The sequence below is a fragment of the Chryseobacterium sp. Y16C genome (assembly GCF_022488405.1).
Classification (GTDB): domain Bacteria; phylum Bacteroidota; class Bacteroidia; order Flavobacteriales; family Weeksellaceae; genus Chryseobacterium; species Chryseobacterium geocarposphaerae.
In genome coordinates this window covers 4,415,239-4,433,154 of sequence record NZ_CP092711.1, presented here as the reverse complement: position 1 = coordinate 4,433,154, position 17,916 = coordinate 4,415,239, and the positions used below count along the sequence as shown (strand labels likewise).

Genomic DNA, 17,916 nt, shown 5'->3' with positions numbered 1-17,916 from the left:
AGTTTTACTGACTATCAGAAGAAAAAATGTATGGAATTGCAAAAAATTGAAATAGACGAAATCGGAGAAACAGAAAATAAATGTCCATCCGATGTATTTTTACAAATAATAAAAGGTAAATGCAAAACAACCTTAATTGTTCTCATAAAAAAAGGCAGAAACAGGTTCGGAGAATTAAAGCGAACTCTTCCCACAATCAGTGAAAGAATGCTGGCTCGGCAATTAGAAGAATTAGTAAAAGACGGAATTCTTACACGAAAATCATTTGGAGAGGTTCCTCCAAGAGTGGAATATTATTTAACCGATTATGGCGAAACCATTTATCCAATTATCAAAGAGATGAGGAAATGGGGATATAAACACATAGAGGGATCAATCAATCTTTAAATTGATGTGGATTACATATTATTATATTTAAAGCATGATCTAATTCAAATAAGACAAGCTCTTAGACTCCTTATTTTCAGTGAGAGAAATTCCCCAAAAATAAATCCTCAATATAGCATTTGTATATTTATCCCTTTGAGCTTTATTAATACTCTTCCTTCCTAATCGCTTTATATGAGTTCGTAGATCAAGGAACTTCCGCTCAATATGATTGGTCTCTCTTCGTTTTGTGCTGTGAAGATGCTTAGGAATTAATTTAGGATAGATATTCAAACGATCACTATATATCTTTTTTGGATTTGCATAAAGTAAAGTATCTATAATACATTGTAGCGTCTTGGTCGTTCTTCTCCCAAGTTTATAGTCAATTACTTTCTTTGTCTCTCTACAATACGCTGCAACTACCCACCGCTCATTGGTTTTACTTTGAGTGTATGTTTTTAATTCATCAATTTCGATTGTAATATTCTGAGGGATTGGTGGCTTAACAACTTTAGAAGCGATTTTTAAAATCTTTTTTAGTACAGTCGTCTTACTGACATTAAGTAATCTGCTAATACCTCTAATACCAACTCCTTCTTTTATCAGCTGTTGAATATTATGATTAGTACTTTTCTATTATGCACGATAAGAATATTTCCCAATGAACTTCTTTTTGCATTTTTTGCACTGATAGCGCTGCTTATTTTGTGATGTTATTCCTGCCTTGATACAGTAGCTGTAATTACAGTGAATACATCGATTTCGCCGTTTATTCATAATGATTTAAAGTAAATTAGTAACTCCACATCTGAACCATCAGCTTTTGGACTTATGCATTCCGGAGTCGCTATTTTGCTTTTTAGTCGGCAAAAATAAAAAACGATGAACTATAGTACATCGTTTTTTTTATTATATCTTTATATGGTATTGATAATCAATGAAGTTAATTAAAAACTCCACATCTGTACCATTACCCTTTTTTAAACAAGATTAAGATTGTTTGTTTTTACTGGTGCAAATATATGTCTTTTTTTGTCTCTCACAAATATTAAGTAGCTTAAATGAACCTAATAAATTGTATTTATCTTAATATCAGAGAGAAAAAAAATAAAAAAAAATCCTCCTATCTAAATCAACTAATAAAAATTGGTCATTGTCTAATAATTTGCCACAACTTTAATCTCATCTTTTTTCACTTTAAAAGAAGAAATTAAACCTTGATTACTAAGATTATTTACAAACTCATTATTGTAATCATTTAAAGGTATTGTTGGCCTTTTTCTACTAATAGCAATTTCAGAATATGGATAAGGTAAGATTTTAACCAAATTGCTAATGTCCTCTACAGATAGCTTTTCAAATTGAATATTAAATAATTTTATTCTATTTTCTATTGAAGTTGCGTTTCTAAATACTCCTTCTAAAACTTGATACTCCAAAGGAATGTAGGCAGAGTTTGAAAGTATAGTACAAACAATTATAGAAATATCTTTATTATTGATAATCACATCAGAATCAATCTTCTTAATTATTTCAATTTTAGTTTGATGTGTTATTTTACTCAAATCACCTAACAACAAGATAATATCTTTTTCGTCCAAAGAATATTTTTCAAAATCTTCTATTAATTTGCCTTGATGATTTGCTATAAGATCAATATGATGATCTGGAAATTTTTCCTTGAATAAGTTATAATTTGTTTCTGAAAGCAACAGAATTTTCTCAACAAGATATTTTACCTTTTCAGCGCTCATATTTTCAAAACCAAGCTCAGCTCTAGTGTAGATACTGTTTTCTAGCAATTTTTTATAATTCTCATCTGATAATTCATTGCATAACAATATTTTTCCTCTAAACTCAGCATAATCAAAATCTCCTTCCTTATCCATTTTCTCTTTCGACAGTTCGATATAGTTTTCTTCATTATTCAGAAAGTCTATCAACGGTTTTTCTATAGAGGAATCACAGTCAATGTAGTAATCTATAACATTATTCCAATTAGAAATAACTTTATTAGTTTTAATAAGCATTGTTTTAATTTCCAATTCTTCAATATCTGATAAGTCTGAAATTTTAAAGTCATACTTATACATTACTTCCAATTTTAAATTTTTGTTTAAAAAAGTATCATTTGAAAGTAAAACAAATGACTCTTCGGGTTCTTCTGTATTATCTTCCAATTTCAGAAAAACTTTTTTAACATAACTATTTATGTCACCTTTTAAATAACTAATAAGATCTTCACAATTTGAATTAAGGATTGAATTGTAATGAGCTTTTCTCAAATCATTCACTTCTATTTCAGAACTATATTCAAGAATCATAGCTTCAATATTTTCGGCATTTATCTGATAGTTATCATTTTTATAAACGTAATCGAATAACTTTTTGGTATCTTCTGTAGCAGGGTTTAAATCCGAGAATTTTACATTCAGTTTTTTGAACAACGAAGAGATTTTATCAAAATAATCATTCTCACCAGTATTTTTTATCATCGATAAGAAATATGGTTTTTCCTCAATCAAATCTTTTAGCAAATCATTATTTTGGAATTTCACCATATCTTCGACAGGAACAAACTTTATCAAAAGTTCCAAATAATAGTTTTCTTTTTCTTCTGTATAATTGCTTTCATTGTATAGATAATCAATTAAGCCAGTCCAAGATTTACAAATAGATTGCATAAAAATCTCTATTGGGATATTTTCTCTATGAATATAAGAATCAATGAACTCAATAGAATTTCCCTTTCCATTACTTAAGACATTTATGATACTGTCAAACAATGTTTTATATTTACTATAATTGTTACCGAGAAAATTTAATAAATCAAAATTCAATATATTATCTCTTCTGAAATATTTTTCAGGTATTTTACCTAGTAAAGTTTCAATATTTGTCAATTTATAATCAAATGCTAGCAGTTCCCCACTCTTTACTTTCTTCTCGAAGAGGAAATCATCCCTTGTCAAACTTACCTCGTGGAACAAAGAAATGTAATCATTATAATTCTCATTCAGATAACCATTGATTAGCAAATTACGCATTAAAGGGCTATCAGAAAAATCATTCAAATAAGCAGTGATATCAATGTGTTCAAAAATTTGTTTTACATCCCAAGATTTAACTTCCTGTTTTCCGTTTTTAAGTTTTTCAATCTCAGATTTAAGATTATGAATTCTATCATTGGTCTTGTCTAAAATCAACTGTTCTCTTTCAGAATAAGTAAAGTCAGGATTGACTTCCTTCCCAATATCTGCAAAAGAGAAACTAGTGTTATTTGCGCCTAATCTATATTCACTACCATAATTATGTCTATAGAAATAATAATTTATTTTGTCTTTTTCAATTAACAATTCAAAATTATCGTCTTCTATCAGTTGGAAAAACTTTTTATCTCCATCCAGGTTTAGTGATGTTGCGTCCGGAATTTTTTCTTGAATTGCATTAATATAAATTGCCCGTAATTCTTTTACAGAGCTAATAAATTCGTCTTCAATATCTTCTATACTTGTCTCTTTTTTATCAATTTCCTTATCAATTTCCTCTACTATGCCAGTAATATATTGATTTTTGTTATTTATAAATTGGTAAAGCATTCCTTCTCTTCTATGCAACTTCATAAAATCATTAGGAAAAAGATTTTTGTAAGTAATAATTGCAAAAAGTTCCTCAGGTTTGGTTACAAATTCAGAGTTAAGAGCGTCACGGTACAGAACAAACTCGTGAAAAATATTAATAAGCAAACGCATATCTATATCATCAATAAAAGTGATGACATCACTAATAAATTCTTTGGATAAAACCGTTTGTAGTTTCGCTTCCTTAATGAGTTTTGATAACTGCTCGTCAGCATTAGAAGGATTGATAAATGGTATTATTGGAATAATATAGTCAAAGAACTTCACCCTTTCGTTTTTATCCTTAAACATATCATCCTTAATGGCATAGAAAAAGTTTATTTTTTCGTTCGCTCTCTTATCTTGTATAGATTTCGAATTATTAAGTAAAATATTTATTTCTCTAAGCTTTGTGAAGATATCGGTATTTTCAAATCTATCTAAATCTTCAATTACAATTACATTATATTCTGTTCTTTCGAAAAAATAAAGAATCTCTTCAAGATGTTCGTTGAAAACAGACTTGTCAATATTATCTCCTAGCTCAACTTCACCTTGTATATTTAGTTTATTGATTTTAGAATTACTGAACAACCTTACTACGGTTTTAGAAAACATTCCGATTCCAAAAAAGAATATGATAAATACTAACCACGCTATTAAATCAATATTTTTCAATCCCCAAATCCAATTACTTGGATTGATTTTATTGATATAGTCAAACTTGAAAAGAAGGAAAATGCTGGAAATCCACATAACTAATCCAATCGCAATCGACCAATTTTGCCAGTTGCGTTATTAATAATACGTTTAAATCTAGAATCAGGAATTTCAGTTGGCTTTACGTGATAAAATATCTGTTGTAAAATACTTACCTCAAGTAACCTTTCTAAATCTTCAGCCTCATTAGAATCATTGAATGACGCCAACGAAATATTCAGATATTTATAATCAGGATTTAAATGCTGAAATGTTTTAATAATAGTGCTTTTACCGGAACCATATGCACCTGTGATAGCAATATTGGTGATGTTTGGTTCATCAATCGCATTTTTAATTGCGGTAAGATAAGGCTGAACTCTTGCAACTTCTTTCTCATCCGTTAAGATTTTGGGGGCTAAAGAACTTATACTCTTTCTGACAAGAGTTTCTGGTTCTTTTTGTAATCCGATTTTTTGAAGTAAAGATTTCAGCATTAAGTAAACTTTTTATCTGAAACTCAAAAAATACTCCTTCACCAATATATAGAACTAATTGTCAGAAAGTGATACTAATTAAACATTCATTAGTAGGTCATTTTGACCGATTTTTAAATAATCTTAATTTTGGCAAAAATTTAATAATCATCTCCAAAGTTTAACCACCGCTCTCCCCTGCATTTTCCCGTTATAAATTCTATCAATATATTCGGGTATTTCTTCAAGACTTATTATTTTTGCCAAATCCTTTAGCTGTTGAGGTTTCCAATGTGTTCCCAAATTTTCCCATACAGGAATTCTTTTTTCCAAGGGAATTTCCACACTGTCAATTCCGATGAGTTGAATTCCTTTAAGAATAAAAGGAAAAACGGTTGTATTAAGTTCTCCGCCGCCTACCATTCCGCAGGTTGTCACCACGCCTTCATAATGGAGACTTTTGATTAAAGTTGCCAAAATATTGCCTCCCACTGTATCGATAGCCGCCGAAAAACGGGGTTTAAGCAACGCCTTACCGCTATTATCTTCAAAATCCTGTCTTGAAATGATCTCAGCTGCACCCAATGATTTCAAAAAAGGAATTGCTTCTTCTTTTGAGCTGATTGCAGCCACCTGAAATCCTAATTTTGCTAAAATTGCAACCGCCACCGAACCGACTCCTCCGGTAGATCCACTAACTGCAACAGTCCCTTTTTCAGGCGTGATTCCATTGCGGAGTAATGCCTGTACTGAAAGACCTGCGGTAAAACCAGCAGTACCATAAATCATCGCTTCTTTAGCTGTAAGACCTTCCGGTAGTTTAATAATCCAGCTTTCAGGGACAACAATGTACTGCCCAAATCCTCCGTTGGTATTCATTCCCAGATCAAAACCTGTTACCAACACCTGATCTCCACTTTTCCAGAGTGACGAAGAGGAGACTTCAACCGATCCCGCTGCATCAATTCCCGGAGTGTGGGGATAGTTTCTTGTCACCCCTTTGTTTCCTTTGGCAGATAATGCATCTTTGTAATTCAGAGAACTGTATTCGACTCTTATCAATACTTTCCCATCAGGAATATCCTCAATTTGCTTTTCTACAATTGTTGAGCTGTACGTGCCATCTTCCTGCTCTGCAGTTTCTAACGCCTGATATGTTTTTGCCATAATAATTATTTTATATAAAGTTAGTAAATAGCAGAAGATTCTTTACCTTGAAACTTCAACTGACGGAAGCGACTGTTTTCACTTAGTAATTCGATATCATAACCGCTTTTTTCATTAAGATAAATTTTAATTTCTGCGTTTACAAGATTTCCGGACATCAGATGCCCCGCAAATTTTCTATCATCCGAAATAAAATGAAAATGAAACGGAGAAAGATCAACGTTACTTAATAATGATGGCGTAAAATAACCCACCATTGTTCCTTTCATATTTTTTGCCTTGTACTGAGGCCTCACTTTCATTAATGTTGCAAGCTCAGTCGTATCTTCCGGAGAAACAGGATCTGCACCTCCTACAGTGATCTCTGACCAAGTTCCCTCAATTTTGATCGCATATGGTAGATTTTGAGTGGTTAATAACGACTGAACTTTATCTTGTAATTCCTCAAAACTTCCTGTAAAAGATAAGGTTTTCACATCATCTGCATTAAAAAATGTGAGTGAAGTAAATGGAGATTTAAGATTTTCTGAGGCTACTTCTACTTTTCCGGAGGGTGGAATCCTGTAAATAATTCCATCCAGGGCAACAAGTTCTCCGTTGAGATGATTAAATGTTCCCAGCCCGAAATCTCCGTGTGCTTTTAATTCTTTCACCGTATGAGCGCCTTCGTAAATTCCTCTGCGCATAGCATCAATCATCGAATAATGCCAGATTCGATCATCCTTAGATTTTTTCTTGATTTTATCAGGATGCTGTTGTGCATTAGCAGAAAAGGAAAAGAACAAAGCCAAAAGAGACAAATTAAAAATTGTTTTTTTCATAATATTTAGGAATGATGTTATCTAAAATGTTTGATAAAACCTATTTCTTTTCATAATAATTATCCTTTCCCTCAATCCAGTCTTTTCTTGCCGGGCTGAAAAAATCGATGTCAATCGTATCGTCCTCCAACGCCGTAAAACTATGAGGAACATTCAGTGGAATGATGATTCCGTCTCCGGCTTTTACGATATATTCTTTATCCAGAATTTTCACTTTTACACTCCCTTTTGTAATCAGAGAATACTGTTCGTTCGAGTGCTGATGGGTTGGAACCACCGCTCCTTTTTTATACGTAAAATATCCGATAGTTCCCTGTTCACCGGAAATCATTCCTCTCGTAAGAAGTTCGTTAACAGGTTTTGTTGGTAATTTTTTTAAGGTAAATGTCTGAACATTTTGTGCAGAAACTGATACTGCAAAAAATAAGCTTAAGTAAAATAATATAGTTTTCATTTTATTGATTTTTAATTAAAATTGTTCTTGCTGAATCTGATGCAATTATCAATCCTCCCGCAAGCATAATAATATCTTTTATGACCAACCTTCCTGCTCCCGACAGATAGGGAAATCCGTGTTCGGAACCTCCCAAATCAGGCACATAGGCTTCAGGAGTAGTAACCAGAAAGGAAAGTGTAACCAGAGACATCCCGAAAGTGAGTAAACCGCCCAGCAAACCTATTTTTGGAAACCAGATTCCCAGCAGTGTCAGTAAACCGATGGCAACAATTGCTGTTCCCAATCCGTAAGCAAAAGTGTAAGTTCCGTTTTCAGTATTCCATTTAATATTGTCAGGGACAACTTCACCTTCTTTATTTTTATGTAAATTGTATTCACCTGGATGATTGTAAAGAAAGTTCATCACCGGACTGTTTGCCACAAAAGGAACAATACCGTCAGCTTCGTATTGGAAAGCTTTCAAACCTCCAATCCAGGCCATTACCACAAAAATCGAGATCCTTAAAAAGTTGATAAAATACTTTTGGCTGTCAGCGATTATTTGAATGATGTTTTTCATTTCATTAATTTTAAATCTTAATTTTAAAGACTTTAAAAGGCTTTTTAAACTGCGCCGCCCCATCGTGAAACCAAGGCATCAGCTGAATCTGAGAATTGGAAATGTATAAATATCCATCGTCAGAAATACTGTAGCTGTCGGGCCAGATCAGCTTTTCATCGTCTTTTATAATCGTCTGCATTTTCAGATCCGGAGTAATTTTCACGATTGAATTTTTCTCCAAATCTCCCAAATACAGGTTTCCTTTTTTATCGAAAATCATCCCGTCTGTGGTGATGAATTTCCCCAAATCTTCTACGCTTTTGTTTAAAACAGTTTCATCGGTTTTAAAATCTCTCAACAAATCGGTTTTAATTCTGTACAAACGGTTATCTGTAAGCGGTTTGTAGTATAGATATTGCTTATCCGGAGTGAGCGCAATACCGTCAGAATTCACTTTCAGCAAAGAACCGTCGCCTTTTTTAAGTTCTGTTCCCAAAGGTGAAAAATGATAGTTCGGGTCAGATTTCACGGATGGAGAATTGGCTAAAACCAATCTTGAATCTCCTGTATGAATATTCAAAATCACGATTCCTCCTGTATTTGAATTGCTTAAATACGCAAAACCATTTTCATTATCCACGCGGATATCATTGATGTAGACATCTTCGCTCACCACATTTTCAGGAAATCTGTAGATTTTCTCAATTTTGTTGTTGGCTAAATTAATTTTGACCACTTTACTGCTGTGTTGATACACTTTTCCCAATCCGATTCCGGCAGCATCTACTACCCAAAGAAATCCTTTGTCATCGGTAACTACAGACTGTACAGTTACGAATTTATTCTGTCCGTCTTCGCCTTTTTTGAAACTGTTCCATTCCGCATCAGGATACGGAGCCGGTTTCCCATCTTTCACCTCAACCACGGAATAAGAATGGGTGTCCAGCCAATAAGGATAATTCACAAAAACCCGGTTATCTTTTGCAACGGCAACACCCGTTAACTGATACGTGCTGTCTGAGAAAACCTCTTCTAACTGTGCATTTTCTTCGGTCGAAACTTCGCTATTTGGCACTTGTTTCGGCTGTTTGGAAGACTCCTTGCAGGCTGCCAATGAAACCAATGCCATTGCCAGTACTGCTATATTTTTTAAGTTCATTTTGATAATTTTAAATGATAGATTTTACAAAGTCACCACGATTTTACCAACTGTTCTGCCCGTTTCCTGTTCCAGATGTGCTTCTCTCATTTGTTCGAAAGGAAATATTTTTGAAACGTGAGGTTTTACAGCACCGCTTTCCAATAAAGAAGCAATCTGTTTCATATCTTCACCGCTGGACTGTACTAGAATGAAATAGCCTTTTACGCCTTTGGATTCTGCTTTTGATGTCACCTGCTCATTCAAACCTGTCGGAATACTGATGATGGAACCGCCTTCTTTCGTCACTTCAAGAGAATGGTCGATATTGTCTCCGCCAATGGTATCCAACACAAAATCAAAAGTTCTGCCTGCTGATTTCCAGTCGAAACCGTGATAATCAATATGTGAATCTGCGCCTAAACTCAGGACAAAATCTTTGTTTTTTGCGGAAGAAGTTCCCGTCACTTTCGCCCCCAAATGTTTAGCAATTTGTACCGCAATATGTCCCACCCCACCCGAAGCAGCGTGAACCAAAACATTTTGCCCTTCCTGAATATTCGCATGGTGAACCAAAGCCTGATACGCCGTAAGCGCAACCAAAGTGGAAGCTGCAGCGTCTTCAAAAGAGATGTTTTTAGGTTTTAAAGCCAGTTGATTGGCCGGAGCTGCTACATATTCGGCATAAGCTTTTCCGTGTCCGGGGAAGTTGACCATTCCGAAAACCTCATCGCCCACTTTAAAAGCTGAACTTTTAGTTTCTTCAACAATTCCGGAAATATCCCAACCCAAAATGAGTGGATTTTCTGTTTTGATTCTTCCGTAAACTCCTTTTCCGGCACGGCTTTTCACATCTACCGGATTAATACTGATGGCTTTTATTTTTATTAATACTTCGCCTTCGTTTATGGTTGGTTTTGCCAATTCTACGTATTCTAAATTTTCTACGCTTCCGGCTTCTTTTAATACAATTGATTTCATAATGTTGGTATTTTTTAATGTTATTTATTTGAATTACTTTAATTTAAATCTTGAACTGAATTTAATTTCTTAATGGTTTCGCATTGATTTTCAGCTTGTAAATCACGACCGGAAATTTCACTTTGCTTTTTCCGTTCTGAAATGCTGCCAAACGGTTCAACTGACCTGTCGGAATCACAGATAACCATTGTCATCAATCCATAAAGCGTCTGCCCAAAGCAATTTTTTGTCTTTAATAACCAGGCTTTCTTTTCCGTCCGGTGATATTTTGATGATTTCACTTGTATTGACGTCGCTCACATAGATATTTCCGTCTGCATCGATGGCTGTGCCTCCTGTTGATTGGGTTTCATAGAATAATTCTACTTTTGAAGCCAAATCTTTTTCGGATATATTTTCATCATTCAGGTATTGCGTTTCCACTCTCCAAAGCGGACCGCTTGCTGGCTGGAAATACAGCCATTTTCCATCGGGAGAAATCTCCAATTGGTCTGCGTGGATTCTCACTTCATTTCCTTTTTCATCTTTCATAATTTTTCCTTCTGCTTTTATGGGTAAATTATCGGTGGTTGAAGGTTGATTTTCCAAAACCCTTCTACCTTTTCCTGTTGTTTTATCCAAAATAATTAAAGCCGGTTCGCCTGCATCCGTCAGATAAATTGTGTTTCCTAAAATTCTTAAATCATCAATAAAAGTTGATGGTTTTGCCATTCCAGAAAGTGGAATGATCTGTTGAACGGTATTGGTTTTAATATCAATCGAAACCAATTTTAATGCATTTCCTGATAATGGATTTTGACCCATTGAAGGTGTTCCCGTGTCTACAATATAAAGCAAACCGTCCGGTCCTATTCTCAGTGAATTGGTTCTTACGAATTTCTCATTCACATCGGCTCCCGATTGCCAATTGTTCCAGTCTTCATTTGGATAAGGAATGATTTTCCCGTTTTTCAGAACTTCTCCGATTCTCATTCCTTTATCTCCTTCGATTCTTGGAAAATTAACAAAGATTCTTCCGTCCGAACTTGTGGTAACGCCGTTCCAGACAATATCTGATGTTGCTGCTTTTTCTAATTGTGCGTTCGCAATTCCGAAGAAAAGAAATAAGGTAAGAAGATTGAATTTAGTTTTCATTTTAGTTTGATTTTCAATGATTTTGATAAGTCAAAGGTAGAAGCATTACGGCTGAATAAATAGTCCATTTTGGGGAAAGAATAGCACAGATTTACAGAAAATGAAAAACCCTCCGCGATGGGAGGATTTAATTCTAAACCGTATAAAAAGCTTTCGGAACAAAGCGGTAACCTTTTCCATTTTTTTCAATAAAACCCAAACCGGGAAAAGGCAAATGGTCTCCAAAAAAAAGTTGTTTTGTCGATGATAATTTTTCGAGAACTTCTTTACGGGTTTTTACAGCCAGTTCAAAATCAGAATCAATTTGATTTCCCCATTCCGGATGTTCAATCAACATAATATGCTGAAAAGTATCTGCAATGTGCACCAATTCTTCTCCTTCCGATGAGATGGTAATTACAGTATGACCCGGTGTGTGTCCTGGAGCGTGTTCCAATTTAAGAAAGCCAAAAATATCAGCTTCATCTAAATAAAAATTAAGTTTTGTTCCGATGGGCTTGAAATGGTCTCTCGCAAACTGAATTTCAAAATCTGAAAACTGATTTTTTGTACCTTTTGAAAAATCAGGTTCATCAGACATCCAAAAGTTATATTCTGTTTCTGAAATATAATAATCGGCATTCACAAAAACCAATTTTCCGTCTTTATCAACAACACCTCCAATATGATCAGGATGAGCGTGTGTAAAGAAAATATCCGTGATATCCTGAGGGCTGATTCCTAAATTCTTAAGGTTTTCAATTAATTTTCCGGTGGAAGGAGATAACAGTACACCGCTTCCTGTATCGATAAGAATGTTTCTTTCTTCATTCATTACTAGAAGAATATTCCCTGCCAATTCTAATTTGTCTTCAAGAAGCCTATTTTTATCTAAAAAATTTTTGAGCTTCTCTTTCTCAATATTAGGTGCAAACATCGGCTGAATGTTTTCAATCTCGATAACTCCATCTGTAATTACAGCCAAATGAAGTTGTCCTAATTGGAATTTGAAATATCCTGAATTTTTAATGTTGTTGATTGTATTCATTTTTTTATAAATTTGTTGACACAAAATTAAAGCAAGTAACTATCCAAAAGATATTACTATCCTTTTAGATAGCACTATCTTTTAAGTAAGCAATGGATTATTATGGCTAGAGTAACTGACGGTACTGAACAAAAAACCTGTATGGAGATAATGCTTCCCATACAGGATGCATTGGAAATTCTAAAAGGAAAATGGAAATTGCCGATTATCGTTTCGTTATCTTTTGGAAGTAAAAGATTCAGAGAACTTGCAAGAGAAATTCCCAAAATAACCGATAGGGTTTTATCAAAAGAGTTAAAAGAATTGGAAACCAATCATTTAATTACAAGAACAGTTCACGAAACTTTTCCGCCAACGGTAGAATACGAAATTACTGACCACGGTTTGTCTTTGGAAAAAGTGATAATGTCTTTGAAGGATTGGGGATTAGTGCATAGAAAAAAAGTCACAGAAAAGTAGTTTTACTTGTCTGTGACTTTTATTTTTGATTAATTTTAACGACCTTAAATTCTCAAATTAAGATTGATTCTCGATACATTTTTCCTTCACTTTGTTGCGAAAAAACACTCGACTTGACGAATCCTACAAAGTATTCAATAAATTACTTAATTCATCTGCGATTTCCTAAATTCCAAAGGTTTCATTCCCGTTTGTTTTTTGAACAATCTTGTGAAATAAGAAGCATTTTCAAAGCCTAATTCGTAAGCAATTTCAGCGACTCCTTTTTCACCCAACCTCAACAGGTTTTTTGCTTCGGAAATTATAAAAATATGAATCAGCTCCATTGCGGTTTTTCCTGTTTCCTGCTTTAATAAATCACTTAAATATCTTGGCGACACAAAAAGCTGGTCGGCTAAAAAAGCAACATTCGGAAGTCCGTTTTTCTCCAATAAACCTTCGTTGATGTATTTTCTCAACGCATCATTGAATTTTGAAGCCGTCTTTCCGGTTACCTGTGCCCGGTCGATAAACTGTCGTTTGTAATATCGCTGTGCATATTTTAAAATCGATGAAATATGACTTAAAATAATATCACGGCTGTATTCATCAGGATTATTAAAATATTCGCTCTGAATTTTCGAGTGAAGTTCCAAAATAATCTGTTCTTCTTTTGGAGAAAGATGCAAAGCTTCCGTCACTTCATAATCAAAGAAACTGTATTTTTCAATTTCCTTGAAAAGTTCGTGACCATTCAGATAATCTTCGTGAATCATCAGCATATAGCCTTTTTCTTCAAACTCAAGATTTTTCATCTCGATAATCTGTCTTGGTTTCGCAAAAAACAGACAGCCGTTGTCGTGGTCATACGGTGTGCGGCTGTACATAAAAATCCCTGATTTTATTTTTTTGAAAGCTATCACATAACAATCTGTGGTAAACTCTCTGTTTCCCAATTTACACTCCGACTGACAGCCAATCATACTGAAAAGTGGATGTTCCGGAGCGTCCCAATGATTTCCCAAATGTAATTCGGTGAGGGTTTTGTAATGTTGCATCGGTTTAATTTTATCTAAGTTAAATTAATTTTACCGAAACTAAAAACAGAAATTATACTATCCTAAAAAAAGGTTGATGTATCCTGCCGTAAGCTCCGGATATTGATGCTGAGGACCGTGTCCCGCATCATTTAAAATAATATGCTGCATTGCAGGTGCATTTCTCAACAGCGGAAACCAGTTTTCTGTCGCAAAGCTGATGTCGTGGTCCCCGGAAATAACCAAAACGGGAGACTTCAGGGTTTTATAGCCTTCTCTGAAGTTCAGTTTATCTTCTTTCATTGTTCCGGAACCCGCAATATATCTCTGGAAAACCTCCATCGTAGAAGGAATTAACGAACGCTCTAATCTCTGCCCGATCCTGTCGTGAGATTCTTGAGCTGCCTGTCTGCTTTTTTCGGAAGCCGGCTCAAAGAACAGATAATATTCATCTTCCAGATCGTTAATCGGTTTTAAAGCGTGGTCAAAAAACACCTGCTCAATTGGGATTGCATTTTCTCCCGGAGGATTGGTTCCGATTAAAACAGTTTTTAATACTCTTTCCTGATTCTGAAAAGTAACAGCCTGCGCCACCAATCCGCCATAAGACCAGCCCAACACATTAAACTTATCGATTCCCAAATGGTCTGCCAAAGCCGGAACCGTACTCGCCACTTCTACAATATTCAAAGGCAATTCACCTTCTGAACTTCCAATTCCCGGATAATCAAAAAGAATGACTGTATTTTTTTCTGCCAAAGAATCTAAAAACAATGGGTCCCAAGTATCCATAATGCCTCTGAATCTGTTCACAAAGAACAACGGAGCGCCGGTTCCGAATTGTCTGTAAGCAATTTTATTGTTGTTAATTTCTGCGAATTTTGTTTCTGCGTTTAAGGCTGTCGTTTTCATAAGTATTAAGATTTTGTCTGTTATTTAATGATTCAAAGTTGAGAATATTTGGTTGAAATTAATTTCACAAATCAGCGGAACATTAGCACGAAAAAACGTTATTATTTATCCCGCCGATTTGGATTTAAATTTAATTAATGACCGTGAGCCGCGATACTCACTTCTTTCCAGTTTTGAATATCATTTAATCTTTTCGTGTAAACCTCATTCACAACGTGATAAGCAATTTTACCAAACAATAATCTTTGCGGAGGGTTTTGGTTGTCGATAAGGTTTAAAACAGGTTCTACTGTTGCTTCCGGTTTTCCCCAAGTGTCAGGATTATCGCCCGTTTCTGCAAATGCTTCACGCACCGGATTATAATCTGCAATATCCGAAGAAGTCTGAACTGCTGAAGCTCCTGCCCAATCGGTTGCAAATCCGTTAGGTTCAATTAAAGTCGTTTTGATTCCCAAATGCGCTGTTTCAGAACCAATGGTTTCGATTAAACCTTCCACCGCAAATTTTGAAGCATTATACAATCCCAGAAGCGGTAAAGTCGTTAATCCCAAAAAGCTGGAAATCTGAATAATATGTCCGCTTTTTTGCTTTCTCATTATCGGTAAAACGGCTTGTGCTACCCAAAGCGAACCGAAAAAGTTGGTTTCCATCTGTTCTCTAGCCTGCTCTTCCGTTGTTTCTTCCGTCGTTCCGAATAAACCGAAACCTGCATTATTGATCAAAACATCAATTCTTCCGAAATGTTTTTCTACTTGTTCCGTTACTTCAAAAACTTCTGAACGGTTGTTGACATCCAATTTTAAAGGAAGAATATTGTCGCCGTATTTATCTTTCAAATCCTGCAATGCAGCAATATTTCTTGCTGTTGCCGCTACTTTATCTCCTCTTTCCAAAAGTGCTTCAGCCCATAATTTTCCGAATCCTTTTGATGCTCCTGTGATAAAAACTATTTTACTCATTGTTTTAATTTTTTAGTGTTATTGAATGAAGCAAAGTTATCATCAAACCCATCCGAATAGGTAGCCCATTTTAGCTGAAAAATAGCACAGAAATACGTTTTGGAAAAAATTTCTCAATAAAAAAAGCCTTCCGAAAATACATCCGGAAGGCTTCCACTTAAAACTAAATACTTATTATTAAAACACTTCTTAAATAGCCTGTGCCAAAGGAAAATCAATAGAGACCTGAGTGTTGGCAAATACATAGTTGGTAAAGCTTCTTAACGCCACCAAAGCCGTCAGTTCGATCAAAGCTTTCTCGTCATATCCGGCGTTGAAGAAATTTTCTAAAGCTCCGTTTCCTGCATTGCCTTTATTATTAGCGATAGACTGCGCCAACTTAATCACAGCGTCTAATTTTTCCTCCGAAAAACTTCCTTTTCTGATTTCCAGCGTATCTTCTTCTGTAAAGCCTCTCATTTTCGCTAAAGTCGTGTGCGCTGCCAAACAGTAATCACATTCGTTAACTTGTGAAACGATTAGATTGATAGCTTCTCTTTCTTTTGCGGTAAATGATGAATCGTGAGCCAGAGAAGCTTCAGTTTCCAACATCGATTTTAAAGCGGATGATGAATAACCAATGGTTGCATACAAATTGGGAATTTTACCCATTTTTTTCTCTACAGATTCTAAAATGCTCTGTGCACCAAAACTTAGCTGCTCTTTTTCAGGTACTGAAATTGTTTTCATTTTTTTATGATTTAAAATTGTTTCATTCTGTTGATGCAAAGTTAAATCGGCTTAAAGCCTAAAATGTAGCTCATTTCAGCGGAAGAATAGCACAGAAATACGGAGAGGACTAGATACTTCTCTTTCGGTACGAAGTAGGTGATTTCCCTTTATACTTTTTAAAGATCCTGTTCAAATGGCTAGGGTCGGTAAAGCCAAATTCAAATGCTATTTCGCTGATGCGCATATCAGTTAGCATTAAACGGCTTTCAATGAGCTTCAACTTATAAAGCATAATGTATTGCTGCAAGCTTTCTCCGGTGTGTTTCTTAAAATATTCGCCCATATATTTTGGAGAAAGATGAAACTGTTCTGCTAATTGGTAGACTTTTAACTTCTCTGGCTCGAAAATATGTTGATGCAGATAATTGATGATGGGCATTACACCGGAAATTTTACCGTTGAACACTTCTTTTTCCTGCAAAGTAAGATTACGGGCAGCATAGGTAATAATGGTATTGATTAATTGTTGAATGACCTGCTCCTGATGTGGCGCCTGACTTTCCTTTTCCCGAATTAAAGCTTCGACAGCCGCACGGATAAACGGCTTGTCGGTAACGGTTTTTAGAATGCAACCCGGAAGATGATTGTGGCTGTTAAAAATATATTCCAGCTCACGGATGTTTTGGCTGTTTTGGGTTTTAAGATAATCGTTATTAAATCTGATAAAGAAAAACTGGCTCAACGATTGAACCTCGAAACTATGCAGATCCTCTGGAAAAATCAGGAATAATTTGTTGGGCGCATAAGGAAGTTGATGCTCATTGATGATTTGGACGCCCGTTCCTTCCATCACAAAAACCATCTCAAAAAAAGTGTTTTTTCGGGCTTTGGCGGTGTAATCCTGCGTTTCGAACCATTCTAATTCATAGGCACTGTATAAATTCTGCACTTCCATACCTGCAATTTTACAAAAAAATCCAGTAAAAAACCTTGTTTCCTTCCTAGTATTTAATTGAACTTTGTAAAAAACTTTATTATGAATGATATTGCTTATTTGATGCTGCGTCTGGTGGCGGGCATCAGTTTTTTCGGGCACGGCTTGGTACGGTTACCAAAATTGAATGCTTTTAGTCAATGGATGACTGGCAATTTTTCAAAATCAATGTTGCCACAAAATTTGGTTACACCTTTTAGCTACGCCTTGCCGGTGGCAGAATTCACCATCGGTATATTACTAATCTTGGGCGTCTTTTCTCCTAAAGTAATTATTGCAGGTTGGGTTGTAATGCTCCTATTAATGTTCGGCACTTGCCTTATAGAGAATTGGGAAGCTTTGCCGTCGCAAATGATACACGCCATCATCCTTATTGCGCTGTACCAATTCATCGCTGCAAACAGCATTTCATTAGACCAATTATTTAAAAAATAA

General features: G+C 35.1%; 16 protein-coding genes and 2 pseudogenes. 3 read left to right on the top strand and 15 right to left on the bottom strand.

Going from position 1 to position 17,916, the window contains the following annotated elements:
- The first annotated feature begins 30 nt into the window (after positions 1–30).
- On the top strand, positions 31–387 hold the full coding sequence (locus MKS83_RS20155) for a winged helix-turn-helix transcriptional regulator (RefSeq protein WP_002978578.1): 357 nt from the start codon (positions 31–33) through the stop codon (positions 385–387).
- 39 nt (positions 388–426) lie between these two features.
- Here the strand turns inward: MKS83_RS20155 and MKS83_RS22365 are convergent.
- The 10 genes and pseudogenes from MKS83_RS22365 to MKS83_RS20105 all read right to left on the bottom strand — a co-directional run.
- Positions 427–987: pseudogene (locus tag MKS83_RS22365) on the bottom strand (IS1 family transposase); the annotation flags it as partial.
- 539 nt (positions 988–1,526) lie between these two features.
- Positions 1,527–5,185: pseudogene (locus MKS83_RS20150) on the bottom strand (hypothetical protein).
- Between the two features lie 147 nt (positions 5,186–5,332).
- Complete coding sequence (locus MKS83_RS20140; protein WP_240581052.1) at positions 5,333–6,331, bottom strand: YhdH/YhfP family quinone oxidoreductase; 999 nt, start codon at positions 6,329–6,331, stop codon at positions 5,333–5,335.
- 20 nt (positions 6,332–6,351) lie between these two features.
- A complete protein-coding gene (locus MKS83_RS20135) occupies positions 6,352–7,152 on the bottom strand; it encodes an acetolactate decarboxylase (protein ID WP_240581051.1) in 801 nt (266 codons plus the stop codon).
- A 40-nt stretch (positions 7,153–7,192) separates the two neighbouring features.
- Entirely contained in the window at positions 7,193–7,606 is a 414-nt protein-coding gene (locus MKS83_RS20130) for a cupin domain-containing protein (RefSeq protein WP_240581050.1), read from the bottom strand.
- 1 nt (position 7,607) lies between these two features.
- Complete coding sequence (gene rclC, locus MKS83_RS20125; RefSeq protein ID WP_240581049.1) at positions 7,608–8,168, bottom strand: reactive chlorine resistance membrane protein RclC; 561 nt, start codon at positions 8,166–8,168, stop codon at positions 7,608–7,610.
- A gap of 10 nt (positions 8,169–8,178) precedes the next feature.
- Positions 8,179–9,309, bottom strand: coding sequence for an L-dopachrome tautomerase-related protein (locus MKS83_RS20120; RefSeq protein ID WP_240581048.1), 1,131 nt, complete (start codon positions 9,307–9,309; stop codon positions 8,179–8,181).
- A 24-nt stretch (positions 9,310–9,333) separates the two neighbouring features.
- The gene (locus MKS83_RS20115; protein WP_240581047.1) at positions 9,334–10,269 is read right to left on the bottom strand and encodes an NADP-dependent oxidoreductase; all 936 of its coding nucleotides are present in this window, start codon (positions 10,267–10,269) and stop codon (positions 9,334–9,336) included.
- Positions 10,270–10,443: 174 nt separating this feature from the next.
- Positions 10,444–11,403, bottom strand: coding sequence for an SMP-30/gluconolactonase/LRE family protein (locus MKS83_RS20110; protein WP_240581046.1), 960 nt, complete (start codon positions 11,401–11,403; stop codon positions 10,444–10,446).
- A gap of 133 nt (positions 11,404–11,536) precedes the next feature.
- Positions 11,537–12,430 carry an MBL fold metallo-hydrolase gene (locus MKS83_RS20105; protein ID WP_240581045.1) on the bottom strand — a complete coding sequence of 298 codons (894 nt, stop codon included), beginning with the start codon at positions 12,428–12,430 and terminating at the stop codon, positions 11,537–11,539.
- 102 nt (positions 12,431–12,532) lie between these two features.
- Here MKS83_RS20105 and MKS83_RS20100 point away from each other — a divergent pair, with 102 nt between their 5' ends.
- Entirely contained in the window at positions 12,533–12,889 is a 357-nt protein-coding gene (locus MKS83_RS20100; RefSeq protein ID WP_047096331.1) for a winged helix-turn-helix transcriptional regulator, read from the top strand.
- Between the two features lie 146 nt (positions 12,890–13,035).
- On the opposite strand, the gene MKS83_RS20095 is transcribed toward MKS83_RS20100, so the two are convergent.
- From MKS83_RS20095 to MKS83_RS20075, 5 genes are all read right to left on the bottom strand, one after another.
- Positions 13,036–13,926: a helix-turn-helix domain-containing protein gene (locus tag MKS83_RS20095; RefSeq protein ID WP_240581044.1), complete on the bottom strand. Its 891-nt coding sequence runs from the start codon at positions 13,924–13,926 to the stop codon at positions 13,036–13,038.
- Between the two features lie 57 nt (positions 13,927–13,983).
- Positions 13,984–14,817: an alpha/beta fold hydrolase gene (locus tag MKS83_RS20090; protein WP_240581043.1), complete on the bottom strand. Its 834-nt coding sequence runs from the start codon at positions 14,815–14,817 to the stop codon at positions 13,984–13,986.
- 134 nt (positions 14,818–14,951) lie between these two features.
- Positions 14,952–15,776 (bottom strand): SDR family NAD(P)-dependent oxidoreductase, encoded by an 825-nt coding sequence (locus tag MKS83_RS20085; RefSeq protein WP_240581042.1) that lies wholly within the window; start codon positions 15,774–15,776, stop codon positions 14,952–14,954.
- Positions 15,777–15,965: 189 nt separating this feature from the next.
- A complete protein-coding gene (locus MKS83_RS20080) occupies positions 15,966–16,505 on the bottom strand; it encodes a carboxymuconolactone decarboxylase family protein (protein ID WP_240581041.1) in 540 nt (179 codons plus the stop codon).
- A gap of 109 nt (positions 16,506–16,614) precedes the next feature.
- Positions 16,615–17,442, bottom strand: a complete 828-nt coding sequence (locus MKS83_RS20075; protein ID WP_240581040.1) for an AraC family transcriptional regulator — start codon at positions 17,440–17,442, stop codon at positions 16,615–16,617.
- Between the two features lie 81 nt (positions 17,443–17,523).
- On the opposite strand from MKS83_RS20075, the gene MKS83_RS20070 reads away from it, so the two are divergent.
- A complete protein-coding gene (locus MKS83_RS20070) occupies positions 17,524–17,916 on the top strand; it encodes a DoxX family protein (protein WP_047096326.1) in 393 nt (130 codons plus the stop codon).